This window comes from Rhodococcus sp. MALMAid1271 (assembly GCF_049195265.1).
Classification (GTDB): Bacteria; Actinomycetota; Actinomycetes; order Mycobacteriales; family Mycobacteriaceae; genus Rhodococcoides.
The window spans coordinates 58,684-81,709 of sequence record NZ_JBMIRQ010000080.1; the positions used below are offsets into that span (position 1 = coordinate 58,684).

Annotated in this window: 20 protein-coding genes; 14 read left to right on the forward strand and 6 right to left on the reverse strand. The window is 64.7% G+C overall.

The features are described from left to right. Nucleotides 1-28 precede the first annotated feature (28 nt). From ACOQFP_RS11395 to ACOQFP_RS11435, 9 genes are all read left to right on the forward strand, one after another. Nucleotides 29-1,801: an alpha/beta hydrolase gene (locus tag ACOQFP_RS11395; protein ID WP_241257550.1), complete on the forward strand. Its 1,773-nt coding sequence runs from the start codon at nucleotides 29-31 to the stop codon at nucleotides 1,799-1,801. Next, nucleotides 1,798-3,492, forward strand: a complete 1,695-nt coding sequence (locus ACOQFP_RS11400; protein ID WP_374222433.1) for a lipopolysaccharide biosynthesis protein — start codon at nucleotides 1,798-1,800, stop codon at nucleotides 3,490-3,492. Before ACOQFP_RS11395 ends, ACOQFP_RS11400 begins: the two co-directional genes overlap by 4 nt. After that, complete coding sequence (locus ACOQFP_RS11405; protein WP_206492927.1) at nucleotides 3,489-4,769, forward strand: hypothetical protein; 1,281 nt, start codon at nucleotides 3,489-3,491, stop codon at nucleotides 4,767-4,769. The genes ACOQFP_RS11400 and ACOQFP_RS11405 overlap by 4 nt, the downstream gene beginning before the upstream one ends. After that, nucleotides 4,766-5,485 carry a DUF998 domain-containing protein gene (locus ACOQFP_RS11410; protein WP_206492928.1) on the forward strand — a complete coding sequence of 240 codons (720 nt, stop codon included), beginning with the start codon at nucleotides 4,766-4,768 and terminating at the stop codon, nucleotides 5,483-5,485. Before ACOQFP_RS11405 ends, ACOQFP_RS11410 begins: the two co-directional genes overlap by 4 nt. Then, entirely contained in the window at nucleotides 5,482-6,462 is a 981-nt protein-coding gene (locus ACOQFP_RS11415; RefSeq protein ID WP_341243458.1) for a glycoside hydrolase family 16 protein, read from the forward strand. Before ACOQFP_RS11410 ends, ACOQFP_RS11415 begins: the two co-directional genes overlap by 4 nt. A 49-nt stretch (nucleotides 6,463-6,511) precedes the next feature. Then, nucleotides 6,512-7,798 (forward strand): glycosyltransferase family 2 protein, encoded by a 1,287-nt coding sequence (locus tag ACOQFP_RS11420; protein WP_421584391.1) that lies wholly within the window; start codon nucleotides 6,512-6,514, stop codon nucleotides 7,796-7,798. Further along, entirely contained in the window at nucleotides 7,779-10,031 is a 2,253-nt protein-coding gene (locus ACOQFP_RS11425; RefSeq protein ID WP_421584392.1) for a hypothetical protein, read from the forward strand. Before ACOQFP_RS11420 ends, ACOQFP_RS11425 begins: the two co-directional genes overlap by 20 nt. A gap of 213 nt (nucleotides 10,032-10,244) precedes the next feature. Then, entirely contained in the window at nucleotides 10,245-11,102 is an 858-nt protein-coding gene (locus ACOQFP_RS11430; RefSeq protein WP_206492089.1) for a glycosyltransferase family 2 protein, read from the forward strand. Then, the gene (locus ACOQFP_RS11435) at nucleotides 11,099-12,061 is read left to right on the forward strand and encodes a glycosyltransferase family 2 protein (protein ID WP_421584393.1); all 963 of its coding nucleotides are present in this window, start codon (nucleotides 11,099-11,101) and stop codon (nucleotides 12,059-12,061) included. The genes ACOQFP_RS11430 and ACOQFP_RS11435 overlap by 4 nt, the downstream gene beginning before the upstream one ends. Nucleotides 12,062-12,103: 42 nt before the next feature. Here ACOQFP_RS11435 and ACOQFP_RS11440 read toward each other — a convergent pair whose 3' ends face one another. Together ACOQFP_RS11440 and ACOQFP_RS11445 are read right to left on the reverse strand one after the other, a co-directional pair. Then, on the reverse strand, nucleotides 12,104-14,527 hold the full coding sequence (locus ACOQFP_RS11440) for a glycoside hydrolase family 2 protein (protein ID WP_421584394.1): 2,424 nt from the start codon (nucleotides 14,525-14,527) through the stop codon (nucleotides 12,104-12,106). Next, on the reverse strand, nucleotides 14,524-15,528 hold the full coding sequence (locus ACOQFP_RS11445; protein ID WP_206492086.1) for a DUF1839 family protein: 1,005 nt from the start codon (nucleotides 15,526-15,528) through the stop codon (nucleotides 14,524-14,526). The genes ACOQFP_RS11440 and ACOQFP_RS11445 overlap by 4 nt, the downstream gene beginning before the upstream one ends. Before the next feature lie 358 nt (nucleotides 15,529-15,886). Here ACOQFP_RS11445 and ACOQFP_RS11450 point away from each other — a divergent pair, with 358 nt between their 5' ends. Continuing rightward, nucleotides 15,887-16,825 carry an endonuclease/exonuclease/phosphatase family protein gene (locus ACOQFP_RS11450; RefSeq protein ID WP_421584395.1) on the forward strand — a complete coding sequence of 313 codons (939 nt, stop codon included), beginning with the start codon at nucleotides 15,887-15,889 and terminating at the stop codon, nucleotides 16,823-16,825. Nucleotides 16,826-16,862: 37 nt separating this feature from the next. On the opposite strand, the gene ACOQFP_RS11455 is transcribed toward ACOQFP_RS11450, so the two are convergent. Further along, a complete protein-coding gene (locus ACOQFP_RS11455; RefSeq protein ID WP_206492084.1) occupies nucleotides 16,863-18,218 on the reverse strand; it encodes an Hsp70 family protein in 1,356 nt (451 codons plus the stop codon). 175 nt (nucleotides 18,219-18,393) lie between these two features. On the opposite strand from ACOQFP_RS11455, the gene ACOQFP_RS11460 reads away from it, so the two are divergent. Together ACOQFP_RS11460 and ACOQFP_RS11465 are read left to right on the forward strand one after the other, a co-directional pair. Continuing rightward, nucleotides 18,394-18,903, forward strand: coding sequence for a low molecular weight phosphatase family protein (locus ACOQFP_RS11460; RefSeq protein WP_206492083.1), 510 nt, complete (start codon nucleotides 18,394-18,396; stop codon nucleotides 18,901-18,903). A 90-nt stretch (nucleotides 18,904-18,993) separates the two neighbouring features. Next, nucleotides 18,994-19,371 (forward strand): hypothetical protein, encoded by a 378-nt coding sequence (locus tag ACOQFP_RS11465; RefSeq protein ID WP_206492082.1) that lies wholly within the window; start codon nucleotides 18,994-18,996, stop codon nucleotides 19,369-19,371. Here the strand turns inward: ACOQFP_RS11465 and ACOQFP_RS11470 are convergent. The 3 genes from ACOQFP_RS11470 to ACOQFP_RS11480 are packed head-to-tail and all read right to left on the reverse strand — an operon-like array spanning nucleotide 19,368 to nucleotide 22,064. Beyond that, nucleotides 19,368-21,161, reverse strand: a complete 1,794-nt coding sequence (locus tag ACOQFP_RS11470; RefSeq protein ID WP_421584396.1) for an ABC transporter ATP-binding protein — start codon at nucleotides 21,159-21,161, stop codon at nucleotides 19,368-19,370. The genes ACOQFP_RS11465 and ACOQFP_RS11470 overlap by 4 nt on opposite strands. A gap of 36 nt (nucleotides 21,162-21,197) precedes the next feature. Then, nucleotides 21,198-21,662: an ATP-binding protein gene (locus ACOQFP_RS11475; protein WP_206492080.1), complete on the reverse strand. Its 465-nt coding sequence runs from the start codon at nucleotides 21,660-21,662 to the stop codon at nucleotides 21,198-21,200. 21 nt (nucleotides 21,663-21,683) lie between these two features. Then, entirely contained in the window at nucleotides 21,684-22,064 is a 381-nt protein-coding gene (locus tag ACOQFP_RS11480) for an STAS domain-containing protein (RefSeq protein ID WP_307830910.1), read from the reverse strand. Between the two features lie 204 nt (nucleotides 22,065-22,268). On the opposite strand from ACOQFP_RS11480, the gene ACOQFP_RS11485 reads away from it, so the two are divergent. Next, nucleotides 22,269-22,664: a fluoride efflux transporter FluC gene (locus tag ACOQFP_RS11485; RefSeq protein ID WP_421584397.1), complete on the forward strand. Its 396-nt coding sequence runs from the start codon at nucleotides 22,269-22,271 to the stop codon at nucleotides 22,662-22,664. Beyond that, the gene (locus tag ACOQFP_RS11490; RefSeq protein WP_421584398.1) at nucleotides 22,661-23,026 is read left to right on the forward strand and encodes a CrcB family protein; all 366 of its coding nucleotides are present in this window, start codon (nucleotides 22,661-22,663) and stop codon (nucleotides 23,024-23,026) included. The genes ACOQFP_RS11485 and ACOQFP_RS11490 overlap by 4 nt, the downstream gene beginning before the upstream one ends.

A 23,026-nucleotide genomic window follows, 5' to 3' on the forward strand; every position in this document is an offset into this window, starting at 1 on the left:
CTGCACTCGCAAGAAAGGACGAATTGAAGTGAGCATCTCCCGCACCGCCTCCGGGCGCATCGGGTCCGTTCCCGCCGAGTCCTTTTCTCGCACGGCGGGCGGCAAGTACCCGACGTGGTTCGGACCGTCCGATGCGCCCTTGTTCGGCACGGTCCACGTACCGGCCGGCGGCCGGGCGCGCGGAGGGGTGGTCCTGTGCCCGCCGCTCGGTAAGGAACAGGTCGACTCGTATCGCGGGATGACCTTGCTGGCCCAGAAGCTCTGTGCGGACGGTCTTCTGGTGTTGCGATTCGACTACGCCGGCACCGGGGATTCGTGGGGCGATCAGGATCGACCCGGCGCCGTCGATCGGTGGCAGCGCAGCATCGTCGACGCCGTCGACTACATTCGCGGTTGCGGGGTAGCCGATGTCGGTCTCGTTGGCCTGCGCGTCGGTGCACTTCTTGCGTGTTCCGTCGCCGACGAGTGCGGGCCGCTGACGACGATGACTCTGTGGGACCCGGTGGTTCGGGGTCGGTCGTATCTGCACGAGCAGCGCGCGTTGTACTCGGTCAGCGTCACCACCGATTCCGACGCCGATCCGAGAGTGTCCATCATCGGCGCTGTGCTGCACCCGGATTCGGCCGCGGACTTCTCCGCACTCGATGCGGCGTCGGCAACGACCGATGCAGCGGTTCTGGTCGCCACTCGCCCCGAGCGTGGCGACTCGAAGCCGGTACGCAGGCTGGTCGAGGCACTGTCGGCTCACGAGCACACCTTGTCCGCTCACGAGGACTTCCTCGAGCCGAGCGATTTCGAGGTCATCATGCCGTTCGCCGATATCGCGTATCTCGCGAGGTGGACCGCGTCGAATTTCCCGACCGAGCCCGCCGCCGATGTCGAGGTGGCGCTTCGAACGCGCTTCACGGTCGACGGAATCGACGAGAGCATCGAATACCTGGGGGAGCAGCAGCTTTTCGCGATTCGCTCGTCCTCGGATCGATGCCTGCCGGGCGGTCCGACCGTGGTGTTCTACCCCACTGCCAACGAGCATCGCGTCGGCCCGGTGCGGATGTGGGTCGAGTTGGCCCGTCTTCTTCCCGAGTTCGGGGTCTCGACGGTGCGCTTCGATCGACGCGGCACCGGCGAATCGGGCGCTGTCACGGACGGAGAATTGACTCGCCTCTACAGTCCGGAAGGAAACGAGGACGCCCTCACCGCCCTCCACCGATCCGGCACCACACCGGACAACGTGCTGGTGGCCGGAATGTGCTCGGGCTCATGGTATTCCAGCTATGCTGCTCGCGAGGTGGGAGCACGTGCGGCAGTACTGCTCAACACCCTGGACTGGACGACGCGTCGTCTCGAATTCGTCAAGCGATCCTCGATGCATACCGAGGAGACAGGACTGCGGGCGCGCGCGCTCGATCGCCTGCACCACTGGGGCGTTCGTGTCAAGAGTGCGATGCAGCCCCGGATTCCGTATGCCCTCTGGATCTGGTTGGGACGCCGCGGGTTGATTCAGGTTCCAGAAATCTCGCTGCGCTTGCTCAGCGACCGTCAGGTCAGGACGCACGTGCTGCTCTCCCCCACCGACGCCACCTGGTTCGAGACCAATCGAGGACCGGAGGGCATGCGCCGGTTGCAGCGTCGAGCGTCTGCACCCACCGTCACGAAGTTCGAGTCCGGTGATCACTCGCTCTACGGCCGAGATCTGCGAGAGAACGTACGAGCCGAACTGCTCGCAGCTACCTCCGCAGCGTTCGACATCGAGATCGCCGCTCCGTCGCCGCCGGTCACCGTGGGGCGGGTTCGATTGTGAAGCATCGCGCTCCCAGGATCGCGCCACCCAGACACGAACAGCTGGAACAACTCCGGTGGTACCCGGTCGAACCTGCCCGGTTCGACCTGGGCTTGATGAACAGTCCGACGATGCCGGTTCCGACCGTGCCCTCACCCGGTTCGCTCCAGACCGTCGACATTCGTCCGGTCGATGTGGCGACCGACGCGATCCCGGAATCAGGGCCCGGCTCGAAATCCTCGGATCGCAACCTCGCACTGAATTCGCTGGCGCTGATGCTCTCGACTGCGATCACCGGCGCGCTCGGGCTGTTGTTCTGGGCGGCAGCAGGCCGTCTCTATCCCGTGGCCGAGGTCGGCAGCGCGTCTGCCGTCATCACGTCCGCAGTGATGCTCTCGACGCTGTCCAACCTGAGCCTCGGCTCCATGTACGAGCGGTTCCTTCCGATATCGGGCCGGTTGGCCAAATCGTTCATCGTGCGCGGGTACATCACCGTCACCGCGTTCGCATTCGTTCTCGGCGGCGGCTTCCTGTTGGTCGCTCCCACGGACGAGATGTTCACCAACACCGCCGAAATCGTCTCGTTTCCGTTCTTCGTCGCGGTACTGGCGGTGTTCGCACTACAGGATCAGACCTCGTCCGGCCTCGGTGTCGCCCGCTGGGCCGCGGCCAAGAACGTGTTCCACGCCGTCGTCAAATTCGTCATGCTGTTGGCGCTGTTCACAACCGAACGCAGTACGTCGATCATTTCCGCGTGGGCGGTCCCCGCGATCGTGGCGTCGGTGTTCGTCCTCCGCGCCATCTTGAAGACCGTGCGCACCGATCAGCGGTACTCCGGAGCACCGGACCTGCCGCCCAAGCGCGAGATGTGGGCCTACTTCGGCTCGGCCTACGGCATCACCGCGCTCGGTTCACTCGCTCCACTTCTCGTCCCGATGATCGTCGTCGCCACTCTCGGTGCCGAGCAGAACGCGTACTTCTCTCTCACCTGGTCGATCGTCAGCGCGCTGTACATCCTGATCAGTGTGTTGATCGGCCCGTACGTCGCCGAGGTCGCCGCGCACCCGGCACAGTTCCATCGCCTGACCAAGCGATTCATGACCCTCGTCTGCATCGTCGCGCTCGGTGGGGCGATCTTCCTCGCCTTCGTTGCGCCTTTCGGGCTCGGTTTGATCGGCCAGGGCTACCGCGACCAGGGCACCATCATCGTGCAACTGGCAGCGGTGACCATTCCGCTCTCGGTGGTCGGTTCCCTGTACGACGGTTTGGCCCGGGTCCGTCGACGCATGCGGCTGGCGGTGATCGTGCAGGTCGTGGCCACCTCGATCATCATCGGCGGTTCGATCGGTCTGTCCTCGTCGATGGGTATCGCTGCCGTCGGCTGGGCGTACCTGGTTGCCGAGGCCTTCGGCGCGGTCGTGCTGATCGTGCCGCTCACGCGCTGGATTCGTGAACTGTCGGCAGGCGGTACGGGCGGTTCCGGCGACGACTCGGGACCCACCGATCCACCCGGACCTCGTCGGCCGATCGATGATCGCGATGCCGTTTCACCGCGATCGGATCAGCTCGAACACCGGCCGGGCGGGCCGCGGCACGGCCAATCGAGACATCGAGAACCGCACTTCGGCGAGCCACAGGATGGACCACGGCAGCACGAGGAGCCTTCACCGCGGCGTATTCCGGTCCACGCTCAGCACAGGACGGCACCATGACACAGACTTATCGAGCAAGCTCGTTGGATATGTTGCGGTCGGATTCCCGGATCGTGACTGTGGTCGGACCTGCGGATTTCGGTGATCTCGCGCGAGTGCAGAGCCGTGTGCTCGCCCTCGCGTCCACTGGACCGGCCGCCCGCCTCGGCCTTCGAGCTCTGCCGTCCTCGCCGAATTGGGCCTTCGAGCCCGAGCGGGTGCTCGAGCACATCACCGAGGGAGCTGCCCTCGATCAGCAGCAGCTGGCCAAGGAGTTGACCGAGTTCTCGCATTCGTCGATGGCCGAGGTACCTGTTCGGATTCATCTGGCCGGTGGGTACCTGTTCCTCGATCTCAACCACGGCCTCGGCGACGCACTGTTACCGGTAGACCTGTTCGCGTATTTGGCCAACGCCGCTGCCGACGCCCCGCTGCCTGCATGGGCCGGATCGGCCGTCGACGGCCATCCCCTACGCAAGGCGTTGCTGCGCTGGGCTCTGCGCAATCCGGGAAAGGTCAAGGACACGATCGTGGACCGTGTTCGTCCTCGATCGAATGCGGAGACCGCATTGTCCGCTGTCGAACCCGAGGCGGCATCGGCGACGGAATCTCGACCGTGGGCGCCGTCTGCCTCCGTCGTCGTTGCGGCGACGCCGGCCGGTACCAGCGACGCGATCCGTCGGTGGCGGGATTCTCATCTTCCCGGCGCGAGTGTCAGCTCGGTGATGTGCGCCGCCGTGGCTACGGCATTCGCGCAGTGCTCGCTGCCGCTCGATCGGTCTGCGGCATTTCTCTTCGATTGCCGCCGCTACCTTCCGCCGTCGACCACGGTGGTGGGTAATTTCGCCTCCGGAATCGGTTTCCCGGACCTCGATCCGACCTCGCCCAGGGCCGTGCACGATGCGTTGTCCGGTGCCATCGACAGGGGCCGTCCCATCGCGTCCGCCACCATGAGCACCATCAAGTACAAGCGCCACCAGAAGGCGGTGTCCGGTACGTTCGCCGACCGAGCCCCGGTGCAGCCGACGATCAAGCTGATGTTCTCCGATGTCGGTAGAGTCAGGCAGTTGGAGCCGGCCTCCTGGACTGCCGAGCCGGCCGACCGTGCCTTCTACGTCATCGCCGCTCCGGTCCATCCGGAGTCGGTGATGATCACGATGGAGACCATCGGTTCGGTCGTCTATGTCTCCGCGTCTTTCCACGACAACGTGTTCGACAGCCGCACCCTCGATGCCGCACTCTCTCGCGCGGCAGCCGATCCGATTGCATTGCTGGCCCCTCAGGAGAAGACCACATGACCACCGAAGCGAAGAGCCCATCGAACTCCGATGCCGGGAGCCCGCTCTCGCGCGCTCCCGAGCGCGCGGCGCAAGCGCCGAAGTGGTCGGGATTCGTCGCCCAGGTGGCTCGGTGGTCGGGGCTGTCGGTCGTGCAGTTTCTGCTCGTCGAGTACATCGTCTCGGCCACGTGGCGCGGGCTCTACAGCTACCGGAACAACTACATCAGCGAACTGGGAATCCCCTTCTGCGGCCCCGCGGGCGACTGGCCGTGCAGCCGGCTCTACGTGCTGCTCAACGCCTCGATGGTGCTGTTCGGACTGGCGATCGCGGCGATGGCTGCGTCGTGGTACGTCGTGCGCCGGATCGACGGTAGGGCCGCGTCGTTCTTCCTCGTGGCCGGAGCAGGTGCCATCACCGCGGGCGTGATCAATCAGGGCATCGACTACCCGATTCACTCGTTCGGTGCCACAGCATTCTTCGTGTTCGGCAACTTCGGCCTCGTCGTCGCCGGTGGGCATCGGAGTCTGCGTAGTGGCATCCGTGTGGTGGTGACCGCTCTCGGGGCCGTCGGTCTGGTCGGGTACTTCGCCTACATGAGCGGTCACGAATTCGGTCTCGGTATCGGCTCCATGGAACGTATCGCCACCTACGCCCTGTTGTTGGGAGTCGTCGTTCTCTCGGTCTCGCAGTTCAATGCAACTCGGGCACCGAAGACCCTCGACGAGCGCGCGTGAGCCGTCATGCTGCACCCGACCGCGAATCCGGAACCGTCGAGGTGGCACGACTCCCCGGCTCCGGACTCATCGCCCCGCCTCGGCAGCGCCGATGGCCGTCGGTGTTGGCGTTTCTGGTCGTCCTGGCACTGGTGGTGACCGGCACCGTGTACGGAATCACCCATCGATCCGACGGGTCGGAGTCGGATGCCCGATTCACAGCCGCGGGGACCGTCGACGCCACGTCCACGACATCGGCATCCGATACCGAGGCAGCCAAGCCCGGATACACCGTCTACGACGACTTCTCGGGAACGGCGGGCGACAGGTTGGCCGACGACCGGTGGAGTCACGACGTCGGTCGAACCGGTTGGGGAAACAACGAGAAGCAGGACTACACCGATTCGACGGAGAACTCCTCACTCGACGGACAGGGCCACATGGTGATCAACGCCATGCGAAACGGTGACGGCTACACCTCGGCCCGAGTGACCACCAAGGGCAAGTTCGAGTTCACCTACGGCCGCGTCGAAGCTCGGATCAAGATGCCTGCCGGAAGCGGTCTGCATCCGGCGTTCTGGATGCTCGGTACGGATCTGGATTCGGTCGGGTGGCCCCTCTCCGGCGAGATCGATGTGATGGAGACGCTGAACCAGGCCGACCAGTATCACACCGGAATCCATGCGCCTCAACCAGATTCGCTGACGAGTCAGAAGGTGGACGCAGGCGGAGTTCCGCCGAAGCCCCTGTCGGAGGGCTTCCACACCTACTGGGTCGAGCGTTCACCCGGCCGCGTCACCACAGGTATCGACGGCACGACCCTGGCGACGATCACACCGGCCGATCTGATCGGTGGCAACGATTACTGGGTTTTCGACAAGCCGTTCTTCCTGCTGTTCAATGTCGCGGTTGCCGGCGACTGGCCGGGCCCCACCGATACTTCGACGCCGTTTCCGGCAACCATGATGGTCGATTGGGTGCGGTATCGAGCCGACTGAGACCCGCTGGACCTACCCGAACGTGTTCCCCGAAAGGACCCCCTCCCCCGTGTTACCTCCCGCACTCCCCAGACTCGAATCTCCCGATTGGGACGGTGCCGTGTGGATCGGTGACATCGACCTCGACCAGGACCTTCCGGCGTCCCTCGACCTCGACGATTCCGAGGGCTACCACCGGGCCCGTTTGTTGATCCGACGTGGACTGGATCCGCTCGGTTTCGTCGAACTGCGCATCGTCGACGGTGCAGTGGCCACGGCGGATGTCCGCGCGGCAACGATGTCGCTCGCGCAGGTGCAGATGCCCCAGGCTCCGTCCGTTTCCGAGCGGACGCTGCCACCGATCTCCGTGGTGATCTGCACCCGCGACCGGGTCGACCATCTCGCAGGCGCTCTCGCATCGGTGTCCGCGCTGGACTATCCCGATTTCGAAGTGGTCGTCGTCGACAACGCTTCGCCTACCGATGCCACGCAGCGGTACGTCCGAGACTTGGGGGACAAGCGCATTCGCGTGGTCTCGGAGCCGCTGGCCGGTCTGTCGAGGGCGAGGAACACGGGATTGCGCGCGGCGCGGCACACCATCGTCGCGTTCACCGACGACGACGTCGCAGTGGATCCGAAATGGCTGCAGAGCATCGCGCGTGGCTTCCGGCGCGCGGATGGGGTCGCGTGTGTGTCCGGCATCGTGCCGAGCGGGGAGATCAGAACTCAGGCGCAGGCGTATTTCGACCGTCGCGTCGGGTGGGCCAGTTCGGTGACACCGCGTGTGTACGACCTGAACAATCCCCCTGCCGATGTACCCCTGTTTCCGTTTCAGGTCGGGATGTACGGAACCGGAGCCAATTTCGCGGTCGATCGCGGGAGAATGTTCGATCTGGGTGGATTCGACGAGGCCTTGGGTGTCGGATCCCCGACGAACGGTGGTGAGGACCTCGACATGTTCTTCCGGGTTCTGATGGCCGGAGACAGGTTGGTGTACGAGCCCGCTGCAATCGTGTGGCATCGCCACCGTGCCGACTCCGAGGCCTTGGCGATTCAGGCGCGCGGGTACGGTCTCGGTCTCGGCGCCTGGCTCTACACTGTCGCTACCAACCGCAGATCGGCGATGCTCGCTGCCAGCGTGGCCGCCCGCCGCCTCGGGAGCGCAATTCGCTTGTCGGCCAAGATGAGCAAGGTCGCCTCACCCCCGGATGATCTCGCCGCCGATCTGCCCGACGGGATCGGCAGGATGGAATTGTTGTCCATCGCCAAAGGCCCGGGCGCGATGCGGCGCAGCAGGCGCGAAGGTCGCAAGCGGACTCCACTGGCGGGGGTGAGCCGTGAACCGGTTCTCGACTGATTCCAGCCTCCGATCCATCACGGATCTGCGGCGCGCCCTGTTCTTCCCGTCGCACTGGACCGCGCGATGGCCTGTCGGCACAACGGACTTCGCCGCCGGTACCCGACGACGCGCGGGCAGTCGGTTGCGCTACTCCGATATCAGCGTTCTGGCGGCCTTGTCCGGTCTCGCGTCGATGATCGCGCTTCCGACGCTCGTCCGCGTCGTGCTGCTCGCTGTTCTGCTCTTCTTCGGGCCGGGTGCCGCGATTCTGTCGTGGGTTCGCATACCCCGCACTGCGGTTCCGGCTGCACTGCCGATTCTGAGCATCTCGGTGGTGACACTGATGGTGTCGGTGGCGATGTGGGGATACCGCTGGTCGCCTCGGATGTGGACATTGTTGCTGTGTCTTGCGCTGATCGCGTCCTCGGTGCTGTGGTACCGCAAGCACGGCCTTCCCGACTGGGAGGGGTGGATCGCACGCACCCGCGAGGTCGTATCGCCGTCCTCTCGCAAGGCCACTCTGGCGTCGATCAGGTTCGTGCTGACCGATCGGCACACCCTGCGGCACAACGTTGCCGGGCTCGTTCTGGCACTGGCGTTCTTCCTGTGGTTGCCGATGCTGCCCGGCCTGGAGCGGGCGACGTACTCGCAGTTCGGGTTGCTGACTGCCGGAACCGGCCCCGGTCTCGTGCTGTGCATGGTCCTGATCATCGCGGCATTTCTGATCGCTCTGCGAAGGCACCAGCTGCGCACCATGGTGGTTGCGATCGGTCTGGCCATCGTGGTGCAGCGGTTCACGGTCACCCTCGTCACCTCAGCCCCGATCTACGACTGGACGTACAAGCACGTCGCGGTCACCGAGTACATCCTGGACCTGCACAAGCTGGCTCCGAGTGGCGTCGACATCTACAGCGAGTGGCCCAGCTTCTTCCTGGTCTCGGCGTGGTTCCAGCACGTCACCGGATACGACACGCTGTCCTTGGCACACGTGTTCGCGCCGATGGTCCACGTGGTGCTGGGGGCGTCGATCTACGGACTGGCACGGGTGATGAAGTTCACCAAGCGTGCAGCGATCACCGCGGCCATGCTCGCCGAGGTCATCAACTGGGTCGGCCAGGACTACTACTCGCCGCAGGCGTGGGCGATGCTGCTCGCCGTCGGATTCCTGGCGCTGCTGATGTCCTCATCCCTGACCCGGGCCGCTGCCTACGTGTCGATCGTTCCGTTCGCTGCGCTCGTACCGACCCATCAGCTGACTCCGTACTGGTTGATGGCGGTCACCGGTGTATTGCTGGTGACCCGACGAGCCAAGCCGTGGTGGCTGATGATCCCACTGGGAATCATCTTGCTGGGGTACCTGTACCCCCGTTTGCCGATCGTGGCACCGTACGGGCTCTTTCAAGGGTTCGACCCGGTGCAGAACGCCGCGAGCAACGTTCAAGAAGAGGGAGTGCTCGGCAAGCAGATCACCTCGCTGGTCTGCCGGGCGCTGTCCGGCGGTGTCTTCGCGTTGGCATTCGTCTCGGCGATCTATGCCTGGCGCACGAAGAAGACGTTCTGGGCACCGATGGTGATGGCGTTCGGGTCGATCATGCTGCTCGCCGGGCAGAGCTACGGCGGCGAGGCGATCTTCCGTGTCTACCTCTACGCGATTCCGGGCTGCGTCCTGTTGATCACGCCGCTGTTCCTGACCTTGTTCGACCGTGAGCCTTCCCGGGTTCGGCCCTCCCGGGCTGCCAGGGTCACCGCCAGGACGTCGGTCGCAGTGGCCACGGCCGGTGCGCTCGGCTCGGCTGTGCTCGGCCTACAGGCGTATTTCGGGCTGTGGCCGATCGTGCTCGAGCATCGAAGCCAGATCGACGATGCCCGGGCGGCAGCAGCGCAGTCGCCGTCGGGAACCTCGGTCACGATGCTCTACTCCTCCGGCTACCCCGCGCGCTCGACCTCCGACTACGGTCGCCTGACCGAGGCGAACCAGTACTGGGATGTTCCGCTCTACGCGCTCGGGCCCGAGTACATGGAGGGCTTTCCGACGCCCGAGAAGCTCGGTGAGATCGACTACAACGCCTCGATCAGCGGTACGCCGACCTTCATGGTGCTGACCCGTCAGTCACTGCAGGCGATGCACTACTACGGGTTCGTTCCCGACGATGCCGTCAACCGGTTTCGGCAATGGCTCGCCACCAGTCCGGCGTGGTCTCTTCGCTACCACGACCCCGACACCATCGTCTACCAGTACCGATCCCGTTGATTGTTCAACAAACTATGAGATAGATCTCCAAACAATCTCTGCGCCGGTTTGTTTGCAGCTTGACAAACCAGCAGCTTCTTTTAAGCTTGCTTTCAGTCAAAGGAAACAGGTTCTTAGGCTCCAAAACGAGCGTAGGCGCACTGTCTGTGGATGCGGCGGGGGTCGATTCACGGAGTTCGGAGACATCTGCCCATCGCACTCGACCCATGTGGAATGGATATGTTGAATCGTAAGAATCCCCGCGTCAGTGTCGTCATCCCGACGCTCAACGAGGCCGCGAACCTTCGCCACGTCCTCCCACTGCTCTCCCACGACTACGAGCTCGTTCTCGTCGACGGCGGATCGGTCGACGGCACCATCGACGCCGCTCGCGAGATTCGCGGCGACATCCGCATCATCAAGCAGACCCGCAAAGGCAAGGGCAATGCGCTCGCCTGCGGCTTCGAGGCCGCTACCGGCGACATCATCGTGATGTTCGACGCCGACGGATCGGCCGACGCCGCCGAGATCCCGCGGTTCGTCGACGCATTGACCGCCGGTGCAGACTTCGCCAAGGGCAGCCGGTTCTGCGAAGGTGGCGGCAGCCATGACATCACCCCGCTGCGTCGCGCAGGCAACGGCGGACTTCACCTCGTCGCCAACACCTTGTTCGGAACCCGCTTCTCCGATCTCTGCTACGGCTACAACGCCTTCTGGCGCGATCTGGTGCCGGTCCTCGATCTTCCTGCCGTCGATCAGCCGGGTGCCGAAGGCACGATGCTCTGGGGCGACGGTTTCGAGATCGAGACGATCATCAACTGCCGCTTCGCCGAGGCCTCCGTTCACATCGAAGAGGTGCCCAGCGTCGAGTTGGCCCGCATCTACGGTCAGAGCAACCTGCGTACCTTCTCCGACGGCTTCCGGGTGCTCCGCACTCTGATGACCGAGCGTATGCGGGCCGGCCGGATCAAGCGCAAGTCCATCGCTCGCCCGCTCCGTGAGTCGATCGACGCTCGTACCGACATGGATCTCGAATTCGAGGAACTCGAGTCGTACAACGAGGTCATCGAACTTCGCGAGAGGACGGCGTGAGTCTGCCGACGTCGTCGGTAGTCATCTGCGCTTACACATTGGCTCGGTGGCCCGAACTCGGGGCCGCCGTGCGGGCGGTGCTGGATCAGGCCGTACCAGCCGACGAACTGATCATCGTCATCGACCACAATGACCAGCTGGCAGAACGAGCACGCGAGGAGTTCCTGCCGCTGCACGAGACGGTCGCCGTGGTGGAGAACAGCCACCCTCGCGGCCTGTCCGGTGCGCGCAATACCTCGCTCGATCTTGCCTCCGGTGACATCGTCGTCTTCCTCGACGACGATGCGTCACCGCGCAGCACAGGGTGGCTGGGAGCCATCCTGTCCCATTACTCGGACGATGCCGTGTACGCCGTTGGGGGCTCTGCATACCCGGTATGGCCGGACAAACGTCCGGCCTTCTTACCGGCCGAGGTAGTGGGTGAACCCGGCGAACTCGATTGGGTCGTCGGGTGCACCTACCGCGGGCAGCCCACGGAAACCGCTCAGGTCCGCAATCTCATGGGCGCGAACATGTCGTTCCGCCGTGAACCCGTCGTCGCTCTCGGTGGGTTCGTTTCCGGCATCGGTCGAATCGGGAGGGTGCCACTCGGTTGCGAGGAGACCGAACTGTGTATCCGCCTGCGTCAGACGCATCCCGAGGCACAGATCGTCTTCGATCCCTCCATCGTCGTCGACCACACCGTCAGTGCAGACCGCACTCGTCCGCGCTACCTCATCACGCGCAGCTACGCCGAGGGTGTCTCCAAGGCAGCGATCGCGCGGTTGATCGGGGCCGAGGATGCACTGTCCTCCGAACGCGCCTACACCGCCAAGATCCTGCCCCGCGCAGTCGGTCGAGAGACCAGCGCCGCGGCGCGGGGGAATCCGGCGCGGGCGTTGGGTGCGATGGCCGTGGTGGCCAGTGTCGGCGCGGCCGGAATCGGCTATGCGCGAGGCAAACTCAGTACGAGCCGCTAGCGGCACGTGAACGGAACTTCGTAGCCCACTACGAAGTTCCGTTCACGACTTCGGTGCTACCGAGGCCCGCTCCACGGAGTTGAGCGCGCGCACATGCCCGCGCGGCGCACTCGCACCGTTACCGGCCAGAGTCACCGTACGAGGTTCGTTCGGCGCCAGGTGGAACCACGAGTCCGATGCCTCGAACCCGTCGATGTCGACACAGACGTACTGCGCTGCCCACTCCGAACATAACGTCAATTCCCAGGTAGCCGAGTCTGTCTCCACGACCTCGGCAGTCAGACCTACGGTGTTCTGACGACTCTGCGTACCGACGAGAGCGGTGGTTCGCGTCACCTCGATGCCACTGCCGTCGAGGAACAGCACGGTGATGGCGGAGTAGGTCCGTCGGCCGAATCGGTAAGCATGGTTCGCGTCGGTGAACGTGCCGACCACCGAGTCCACCGTCAACTCGAGCGATGCGTTCGCCTCGATGCTCACTGCCTGCTCGAACTCCTGACTTCCCCGAGCAGCGTGCAACACCACCCGGAGCGTGCCCGAGAGCGGCGGTCCGTCGTTGACCAGTTCCACCGCGTAGCCGTCGAGGCCGTTGTCGGACAGCAGCAGTGCCACGGAAGAGCTTGCCCTCGCCAGGGCGTAGAAGGGCGCCTTGGGCACTCCAGCGGTGTCGATGATGCCCCAGCCGGCACCGGGCACCGTGTCGCGCAGACTCAGCACGAGGGCTCCGCCGCACCCCGAGGATGCTCGACGCCAATGGCCGAATGCTTCGGTGAACGCTTCGACCGTTGCGGCCCTGCCGTAGTCGAGGTACAGCTCCACGTCGTCTCGGCGAATGGAGTGTGGGTCGACGCCGAAGATCGTGCGCACGTAGTGATCTCGCACATCTTCGAAATCCCAGGACGATCCGCGATCGCGGGGAACGGCAGCTTTCCAGTCAGGGTGGTGGCCGGCGACCGCCGCGGATCCGAAGAACCTCTCCACCGAAGCTCGCTCCGGGGGCACGGCGAAGGCAAGGCACTCGGCCGCGAAACGTACACCGGCAGTGCGGATATCGGAGAGCGGCCGGAGATAGCCACCGACGCCGAAATAGTGGGCGATGCCGTCACCCACATGGGTGTGCAGTTCGCCCTCGACACTGGAAGGGCTCGATGTCACAAATGCCACGGTCGGCAGGCGATCGGCGAGAAACTCGGGAACGAGGTTCTCCAGCAACGACATATGCTGTCCGTCGGCGGTGAGCCCGAGCATCGTCGGTTGCTGCTGCGTCTCGCTTCCGCCACTGAGGACCATCAGGGAGGGGTTGGCGGCCACGGTGTCGGCGAGCGCGTCGAGCTCACGGGTGACCGATGCCGTGAAGTCCTCGTCGGTGGGTGGGTCGATGGTGCCGAACATCAGGTCCTGCCACACCATGATGCCCAGTTCTGCGCACAGTGACCAGAATTCGGGCTGCTCGTAGACCAGGGTGCCCACCACCCGCACCATGTTCAGGCCTGCCGACCGGAGCTGCTCGAGTGCGTTCCGCAGGTCCGCCTCCGGCGACCACAACCGCACGGGGTCCAGCGGGGTCCAGGTTCCACCGCGGCAGAAGACCTCTCGACCATTGACCACCAGTTGCGCACCGCCGGCGGTACGGTCCAGCTCCACCGTGCGGAATCCGACAACCCCCATGGGATGGACCGTGCCGTCGAGCTCGAGGTCGACCCGATACGTTCGCGGCAGGCCGTGCGTGTGCGGCCACCAGAGTTCCACGTCCGGCAGTGTCAGAACCGAGTCGATGCGTTCGACGGAACCGAGATCGACCGCGTGAATTTCGGACATGTTGTCGGAGATCAGGATTCGAGCTACACCGGGGGACTCGAGCTCGGCGCGCAGTACCACGATGCCGTCGGTTCCGTTCATCACCGTCGATAGTTCCCGGCGTCGGATCTCGGGTGTCGCCGTCATCGTCACCGGCCGCCACAGTCCGACCGGCACCGGCAGCGGGCCGTACACGGGAGCTCGCCCCAGCATGGTGGTGCGCTCGTGCCGAAGCCCCTGAGAAGCGATCAACGACGACCGCCACCGACCCCTCGGGCGTCGAGATTTCAGCCGCGCGGCAATCGATTCGATATGTACGGCGATGCGCACGGTGGGCCCGCAGCCCGTCAGATCGATCGTCTCGGGAACGAACATCGACGTCACCGTTCTTCGGTGCACACCGTCGATCCATATCTGGGCACGGGTGGCGATGCCATCGAACCGAACGCATGCACCGAGATGGCCGGCCGTGGAGACCTCGGCGACGAACCACCAGTCGTGATCGTCCGGGTTCACCTCGGGGAGCGCATCGTCGAGTGCGCTCGCCACGGTGCCCGGCACGACGGCGTCGATCCAGTCGAGATCGGCCGGTAGATCACCGGGGTCGACGATGGAACCGGCGTCGGTCCGGGCCAGCTGCCACCGAACGCCGGCAAGAAGATCGATCACGCGTCCAAGGCACCCGCAACGAGATCCATCGCCGCCATCCAGTTCTTGCTCATCTCGATCAGCGGCTCGTCGAGCACCACATCCCGGCCCCGAGCCGCGCGCGCCATTCTGAATTGCACGGCCTTGGCTCCCGAGGCGGACTCGCGGAACCGCCCAGCGGCCTCGGCCGCACCCGTCACACCGCGGCCTTCGAGGTACTCGACGTAGTTGGCAGCAAGTTCCGCAGTGGCCCCGAACTGACGAAGCAGACCGAACGACCACAGGTGGAAGGCGTCGGGCCCAGCGGCCTGCACGAGAGGAATGTCGGCGACGATCCTTCGGGCCAATACGTCCACCGGATTTCCCGGTGCCCGACGGGCCAGGTGGGCGCGAGCGACATCGAGGTCTCGGTCACCGAATCCGGCGTCGAGTACCGCGGCGTCCACTCGGATCTGCTCGATGTAGGGCAGCAACACCTCGGCGTGCGGTTCGGGAGCGAGGTTGAACACCCCGTCGAAGTCGGCTCCGGTGAGCTCGAAGTAGCCGCGGTTGTGGAAGTAGCCCAGCACCCTGTCCTCGCGGTCGACGAGGTTCGGCACGATGGTGGTCTTGGTGTGCTGGTTTCGATAGCTGGTACCTGCGGTGTCGGGCAGCCAGAACCCGTCGACCTCGACCGTGACGTGAACACCGTCCTCCATGCCTTCCAGGACGTGCTCGAGCACGGGTCGCCATACGTTCATCTCGGCAACACCGATGCCGTAGAGAGTGCGGAGATCCTCGGGCATGATCTTGACGAAGTCCCATTGACGACCGTCACATCCTGCACTCAAAACGAAGGCGAGCGCTGGAGTGGGGTCTGCACCCAGGGAATGCAGCAGTTCGATCCACAGATCGACGTAGCAGTTGGTTTCGGTCCAGATGCGATCGTGATTGTGAATCGGGTGCGGCCGGTAGTCGATGGGGTCGAGTTCGAGAACCCTCGAGCTGGTTCCGAGTCTGTCCAGCACTACATCGTTCGACATGAAACCTCTCTTGCCGGATCGATTGTCGGACGGCCCCCGAGCCATGTTTGTCCGTATTGCCTGTATCTACTACCTCAATGCTAACGAATCGGTTTGTTCTTCGCACCGAATCGAGCTGTAAGATTGTTTTTACACAGGCGAACTACCTCCTGAACAACCACCTCGACAGCAGCGGTATCGGACCCCGATAACGGGGGCAGTCACACAACGAACAGTTGGTTCCACGCCGATAATGCCGGTGCGCAGCCTGTTCATGGCGGCACTTACACAAGGGCTCTGAGCTGGGCACATGCCGAGTGTAGACAACACCCGACACATCTTTGCCCAACTCGCGCACACAACAGGAGGTACGAAAACGATGCGCCGTTTTTTCCGCAGCGCAGCGCTGGTGATCGGCTGGATGCTCGTGGTCGTTGCGACCGGGATGTTCACCGTTCGGCAAGTAGGAGTGACAGAAATTACTTTTGTTGCTCTGGTCGTCGCTGCCCCCTATCTCGGGGTACTTTCGCTTGCTGCCGTGCTCCTGTTCGCGGCGGCCCGTTCACGTATCGGGGCAGCAGTAGCACTCGTGCTCACCATCGCAGTCGTCGGCGTTCAGGTTCCGATGTTTCTGGCGGACGGGCCGGACAACTCCGGACCCGACATGTCGGTACTCACCATCAACGCCGCTCACGGTGAGGCAGATGCCACCTCCATCGTTGCCGCGGTACGGGACAACGACGTGGACGTCCTCGCAGTACAGGAGTTGACCCCGGAGGAAGTGACCGACCTGCAGGCTGCGGGCATCGGCGACCTGCTCCCGTACTCCTTCACCGCGGCGCTTCCGGTGGCCGACGGCACCGGGCTGTGGAGCCGTACCCCCCTGACCGACGGCACCCGCCTCGACAACTTCGGGTTCGTGCCGGTCCAGGCGCAGACCACATTCGAAGGACATGATCTGACTCTCGTCTCGTTCCACGCGATGTCGCCCGCCACGCCGCGCCACACCGCCGAATGGGATGCCGATCTGGCCAGGATGCGGTCGATCATGGAGACCTATCAGGGCACCGTGCTCGTCGCCGGCGATTTCAACGCCACCGAGGACCACCGTCAGTTCCGCGAGTTGGCATCCTCCCCGTTCTCCGACGCGGCGGAAGCGGCCGGCGCGGGCCTGTTCCGCACGTTCCCGTCGGAGCGGCCGCTCGCGCGCCTCGATCACCTCGTGACGAGCGACGACGTTCGTGCCCGGTCGGTTCGGCCGCTGGCGATTCCGGACAGTGACCACCTCGCCGTTCTCGCCGAGATCCAGCTGCCGTGAACCGCACAGCCCTGAACCGCAGGGCCGTGCGCGCGATTCAGAAGCGCGGCAACTCGAAAACCGGCGGCGGCGGCAACTCGATCTGTGGCAGCTGAATCTGCGGAAGGCCGGGAATCAGCGGTGCCGGAGCAGGCGGAGGAGCCGGTGGCGGCACGTACTCGGGCTCGGAGTAGGTACGGGCCGGGGCCTGCGCAGCCTCGGTCGTCGGGGGCACCGTTGTTGTCGACGGCGGCGCGCTGGTGGGCGGCACGGTCGTCCTCGGCGTGGTGGGTACCGCGGTGATCGGAACGGATGTCTCCGCGGGCGCGCTGGTCGGTTCCGTCGCACTGCCGCCGTAGCCCAGTGACAGGCCGAGCGCAGCGATGGCCACCAGACCACCGGCGACGAGGACCGCACCTCGGACCTTGCGCTTGGAGTCGGCGGGCCGGTCGCCCCCGGGTTCGGGACTCAACCAATCCGGAGCCCCGGCCAACGAAGCGGGTGCTGCCTCGGACTCCCGGGCACTCGGCACCGGGGCAGCTCGACGCGGTGCGTCGACCACCGGAGTCGCCAGCAGTGCCGCACCGCGGGCAGCCACCGATTCCGGCTCGGCAGGGGTGATGACCGGGAGGTCGATCCACGCATCGAGGATCGACTCCACCAATGGGATGCGCGCCCCGCCGCCGATGAGAACAAGGGCGTCCACGTGCTTGGGTGAGCGGCTGATGACGTCGCGGACCAACCGCGCCGAATACTCGATCGGAACGGTCACCAGCGACTCGAACGCCTCACGTGAGATCAGGATGACTCCGCCGTCACCCGGCAGGCACACAGCGCCACTGGTCGAGAGCTGTTCCTTGGCCACGCGGCACCGCGCGGTGAACTCGCTCAGCTCCTGATCGCCTGCGATGTCCACACCCTGCTTGGCGAGCTGATTGTCCGAGATGAGTCGGTCGAAGTCGTCACCGCTGATGTCGATGGTGCGCTCGGCGAGCAGAACCTGCCCGGTGCCGCGGTCGATGACGCTGATCGTCAACCCGGAGCTGCCGAGATCATAGATTCCGATGGTGCCGAAATGCCCGAGCTCGCCCGAGGACTCGAGGTATTGCAACGCTGCGCGAGCCTCGGGAACCAGTCGGTAGTTGTAGAGCCGTTGACTGGCCATCGCCTGCTGGATCTCGCCGAACTGCTGCTGATCGCGATAGGCCACACCGGTCGCCTGGACGGGGCCTCCTTCGCCCGGCTGCGAGAGCACCACCCCGATCGATTCGGCGGCCAGCTCCTCTGCTCGATCCCAGTAGGCGTCGACGGTGTCGTGATGGAAACCCATGCGACCCGAATTCTGAGGGCGCACGTCGGGGCGAGCCATGCGTACCGCACTGGCCCCCACCGACACACCGAGAACTTCGGTCATTACCTGCCTTCGGTCGATTTCCCCGTGACTACACGCCGAGACTCGATGTCACGAACCAGTCTCGATTCCCTCGCAATGGCTCACTGTAGCGCGTCCTCCTGCCGAGCTGCAGTAGTGGCAACGGTGGCGCTCGCGTGGCCTGCTGATGTCCCGTCCGGAGCACTACAGTGACCGCATGCGCGTTCTGTTCGTCTGCACCGGGAACATCTGCCGCTCCCCGACGGCCGAGCGGTTGGCTGTTGCTTTTGCTGAAGAGGGCGGGTTCGAGCTGACCTCGAGCAGTGCGGGGACCCAGGGCCTGTCCGGGCACGCGATGGACCCGACGGCCGCCCTGGTGCTGACACAGCTCGGCGGCGATCCGGACGGCTTCGCTGCCCGACGCCTCACGCCGACCATCGCCGCGGACGCCGACCTGGTGTTGACGATGACCGCGGCACATCGCGACGCCGTTCTGGCGCTCGCACCGCGACAGATGCGTCGCACGTTCACGTTGCTCGAGGCAGCCGGTCTGATCACGGCATCAGGCGCGCAATCGGTGACCTCTCTCGCCGACGCCCGAGCGGTCCATCATGTCGACACTCTCGACATCGGCGATCCCTACCGCCGCGAGGCGTCGGAGTACGAGCTGGCCGGGGAGATGATCGCCGACGCGCTCCCTGCCGTCCTGCGGTTGTCGCCCGAGTGAGCGCCCACCTCTCGTCACCTCGTCCGCTGAGGTAACGTTCTCGCATCATTGCCGACCATCCGGGTTCGGCCACGGCGTTAGGGTCTGGGCATGCGCGACAAGGTGATCGCGTTGGCAGCTGTGGCAAGTGCTGGAGTGGCCGTTGCCGTCGGGTTGACCATCGGTGCCCTGGGAGGGGCGTTCGACGACTCGAGCCAGGTGGTTCGCCCGCCCGCTCTGAGATCGGACAATCTGAGTTCGGTACAGGCGACCCCCAGCTCGACGATCGTCATCGTGCCCCCATCGCCTACCTGGCAGGTGGCAGAACCGACCACCCCTCGCCCGACGACGACCACGGCGGACCCGTCCGACACGACAACGACGACGCGTAGCCCCCGCCGAACGACCAAGCCCGACCGGACGACCACCACATCGAAGGAGACCTCGGACGAGGACACCACCACCACGGAGTCCGATTCCGAGAACTAGTTACCCACGGTCGGTGTCGGCAGCGCGGTGTTGTCGCCGATTCGCAACGCGGCCACCAGTTCTCGATACAACGAGTCGGTGATCATCAGCTCGTCGTGGGTGCCACGGGCTCGAACGACTCCGTCCTCCATCACGAGGATCGTGTCGGCGTCGAGCACGGTCGACAATCGATGTGCGATGGTGACGACGGCCGACTCGGACGCGATTGCTCGAATCACCTCGTGAATGGCCGCCTCGGTCCGCCCGTCGACCTGAGCTGTCGCCTCGTCCAGCAGAAGAATCTCAGGACGCCGAACAATGGCGCGGGCCAACGCAATTCGTTGCCGCTGGCCACCGGAGACGGTGGACCCGATCAGATCGGTGTCCAAGCCTTCGTCCAGCGCGCGGATGGTCGAGTCCAGGTGCACCGACTCCAGTGCCGCCCAGATATCGGATTCACTGGCCTCGGGGTGTGTGAAGAGCAGATTCTCCCGAATCGAGCCGGGAATCACCGGTGTCTCCTGCTCCACGTAGGACAGGCGGGCTCGGACCTCGTCGATGGTCAGTTCGTCGTACGGAGTTCCCCCGAGCCGGATCTCACCGCTCTCCGGCGTCAGAAAGCGCAGGATCAACGAGAACACACTCGTCTTGCCTGCACCGGACGGTCCGACGATCGCAGTGTGACCCCGCGCCGGCACCTCGAGATCGATACCGCGCACGGCAGGCTCCTTACCTGGTGCGTATCTCGCTGTGACGCTGCGAAATTCGAGCGCAGGTGCGGGCGCTGTGGCTCTCGCCGACCGCACGGTCCCCTCCTGGCCCACCTCGGTCACCAAGTCGTCGATCTGGCGAATACGGGCTGCGGCGGCCATGCCCGCTTGGAGCGCGGTGATGTTCGTCGCCAGTTCCTGAACCGGGCCCATCACTTGAAACGCGTAGAGCAAGAACGCGATCAAGCTCGACACCGCGAGCGCGCCGGTGCTGACTCGATAGCCGCCGAGCCCGAGTATGCCGATGATCGCCAATTGCACTCCGCCGCCCGCGAAGGTCCAGGCCAGCGCCGAGATCTTCACAGCTCGCACACTGTGCTGTGCGGACGTACGCGCTTCGGAGATGACGCGTTCGGACTCGCGCGCCTCGGCCCTGCTGGATTTGACGGTGCGGATGGCACGCAGAGTCCCGTCCAGAATTCCGCCCAGCCGACCCACTGCTTCTTGAGATTGCCTCTGCGCCACGGCAATCGGCGGCATGAGGCGCGAGAACATCACAGCGATCACGATGATCGCCGACGCGATCGCACCGAGCAAAACCACATCGAGAACAGCCATCAGAATCAGCGCACCGACGAGGCCGACGACGCTGTTCACGATCGACACCAAGGCATTCGATGCCGCCTCGCGAAGCAATACGGTGTCGGAGGTGACCCTGGTGACGAGCTCACCGGTAGGTCTGGTGCCGAGACTGCCCACCGTCGCCCCGAAATACTTGCGCACGATGGACTTGCGGGCATCCAGGACGATCCGCTCGGCCAACACCCCCAGCAAGATCCACTGCAGATACAGCACCAGCGAGCCGATGACCAACAAACTCACCAGCAACAAGATCGGCTGAACCAACGATGCATCGCTGCCGAGACCGTCGAGCACCCCCTTGGCGACCATCGGCGTAGCCAGAGCTGCGCCGGTTCCGACGAGTCCGAGCGCCATCCCGAGTACGAGGGTTCTGCGATGCGGTCGAACGAACTGCCACAGCACACGAAGGTTGGGGAGAGTGATCTTCTTCTCCGCCGTAGCGATCTGCACGTCGACCATATGATCCAGTGTGCACGAGCGAGCGTGCCGGACGGATCAGGTGCTCGCGGCCCCGTCCCAGATCATGTGGACGTTCGTGCCGTTCTGATCCGAGGTGACTGCAGCACTGTCGGCCAGTGCGCGCATCAGCGGTACGCCGCGTCCGCGGTTGGGATCGGAGTTGTGCACTGCCCAGTCTCCGCGATCGGTCACCCTCACCTCGATCCGCCCCTCGGCCTCACACAGGACGCGAATGTCGAGAGTGCCACGATCGGAGTGGTCTCTGTACGCGTGCTCGACGCTGTTGGCTATGGCCTCGTACGTCGCCAACACCACGTCGTAAGCACGGTTCGGGTCCACCCCCATCCGATCCAACCACTCGCCGAGCTCACGACGAAGCTCCGACGCTCGATCCGCGTCGGCTGGCTCATCGAGGAACAGAAGTTCTTCCATTCGCGTGCCTGCCGTCGAGATCGAACTGTCGGGATGTGAATCGTCACCTCCGTACAGAGTCGCCATCATGAGTCCCGTCTACCCAAAAGTTCAAGATCTACCCACATGAAGTGCAGCAAATGCTTCCTCGACCGTTGCATAGATTCCGAACACCTCGTCCAGTCCGACGAGAGAGAGCGGGCGACCAGTCGCCGGACCGTCCGCGACCACCGCAAATCCGACGTCGCTGCCCACATTCTGATGCGTCGACGCCAACAAGGACATGCCGGCGGAGGCGAGAAATCCCACATCGCTGAGATCGATCACCACGGCCGTCGGCGACTTCTCCAGCACCAGAGCCACCGACTCCGTCAGATCGGGAGCCGTTGCCAGATCCAGTTCACCGGATACGGCCAGAACCACATCCCGGTCGCGCCATTCCACCATTACATCGAAGTGCTGGGGCCCGAGGCCCATGTCGTCCGCAGTCACACGGTGACTTTACCTCGACCCCACTCGGCGACCAGCGCCACCGAAGTCCACTCGATGTGACATCGACCCCCGAAAAGTCCACTGGATGTGACATCGACCCCCGAAAAGTCCACTCGACGTGACATCGACTCCCCCCGGGCCCGGCACCACTGGCACCCCGGCGTCACCCGGCCGACTCGCCTCACTCGTACTAGGCTCGCTGCGGTGATCGAGGGACTGCAGCGCGCGGACCGTCGTCGTTCGGTCGTCGATTGTGTGGCGGTGACCGTCGGCGGCGCAGTCGGTGCTGCATTGCGGTACGAGATCTGGACGTGGCGGTCGACGCCGAGGTGGTTGCTGATGAGCACCTTCGGTGTCAACGTGTTCGGCTGTCTCGTCATCGGCGCTGCGCTCGGGTATTTGTCGGGACATCCTGCGCCCGCGGCCCGTGCGGGGTTGTTCGGGCTGGCGTGCGGATTCACCACCTTCAGCTTGTACGCGTTTCAAGCGGTGACGCATCGAGGTGCGTGGAACTCGGTGATGTATCTGCTCGGAACTCCGATCGCAGCGTTGATCGCGATGGCACTCGGCGCGGCGATCACCCGGCCACGTAGTCGATGACGACCATCGCGCTGGTGGCAGCGGGCGGTGGTCTGGCTGCGCTCGCGCAGTTCGTGTTCTCGTTCGCCATCAGATCTCGGCGCCGGTTGTCTGCGCTCAATCTGATGGCATGTGCGGCTTTGGGGCTGGTGTTCGCGATCGATCCACCCGAGGCTGTTCGTTCGATGATCGGGGTCGGCTTCCTGGCGTCGGTTGCTCCGATGGGGGCGGTGGCATTGGTCACGCTTCGACTCGGGCGAGATCGCCGGTACCGCAGCGCTGCACTGTTTTTCACGGCAAATGTGGTGGGCGGTATCGCTGCGATGATGTTCGGCTTCCTGGCCTGGAAGTCAGGCGTGACGTTGTATCACAAGATCTTCTAG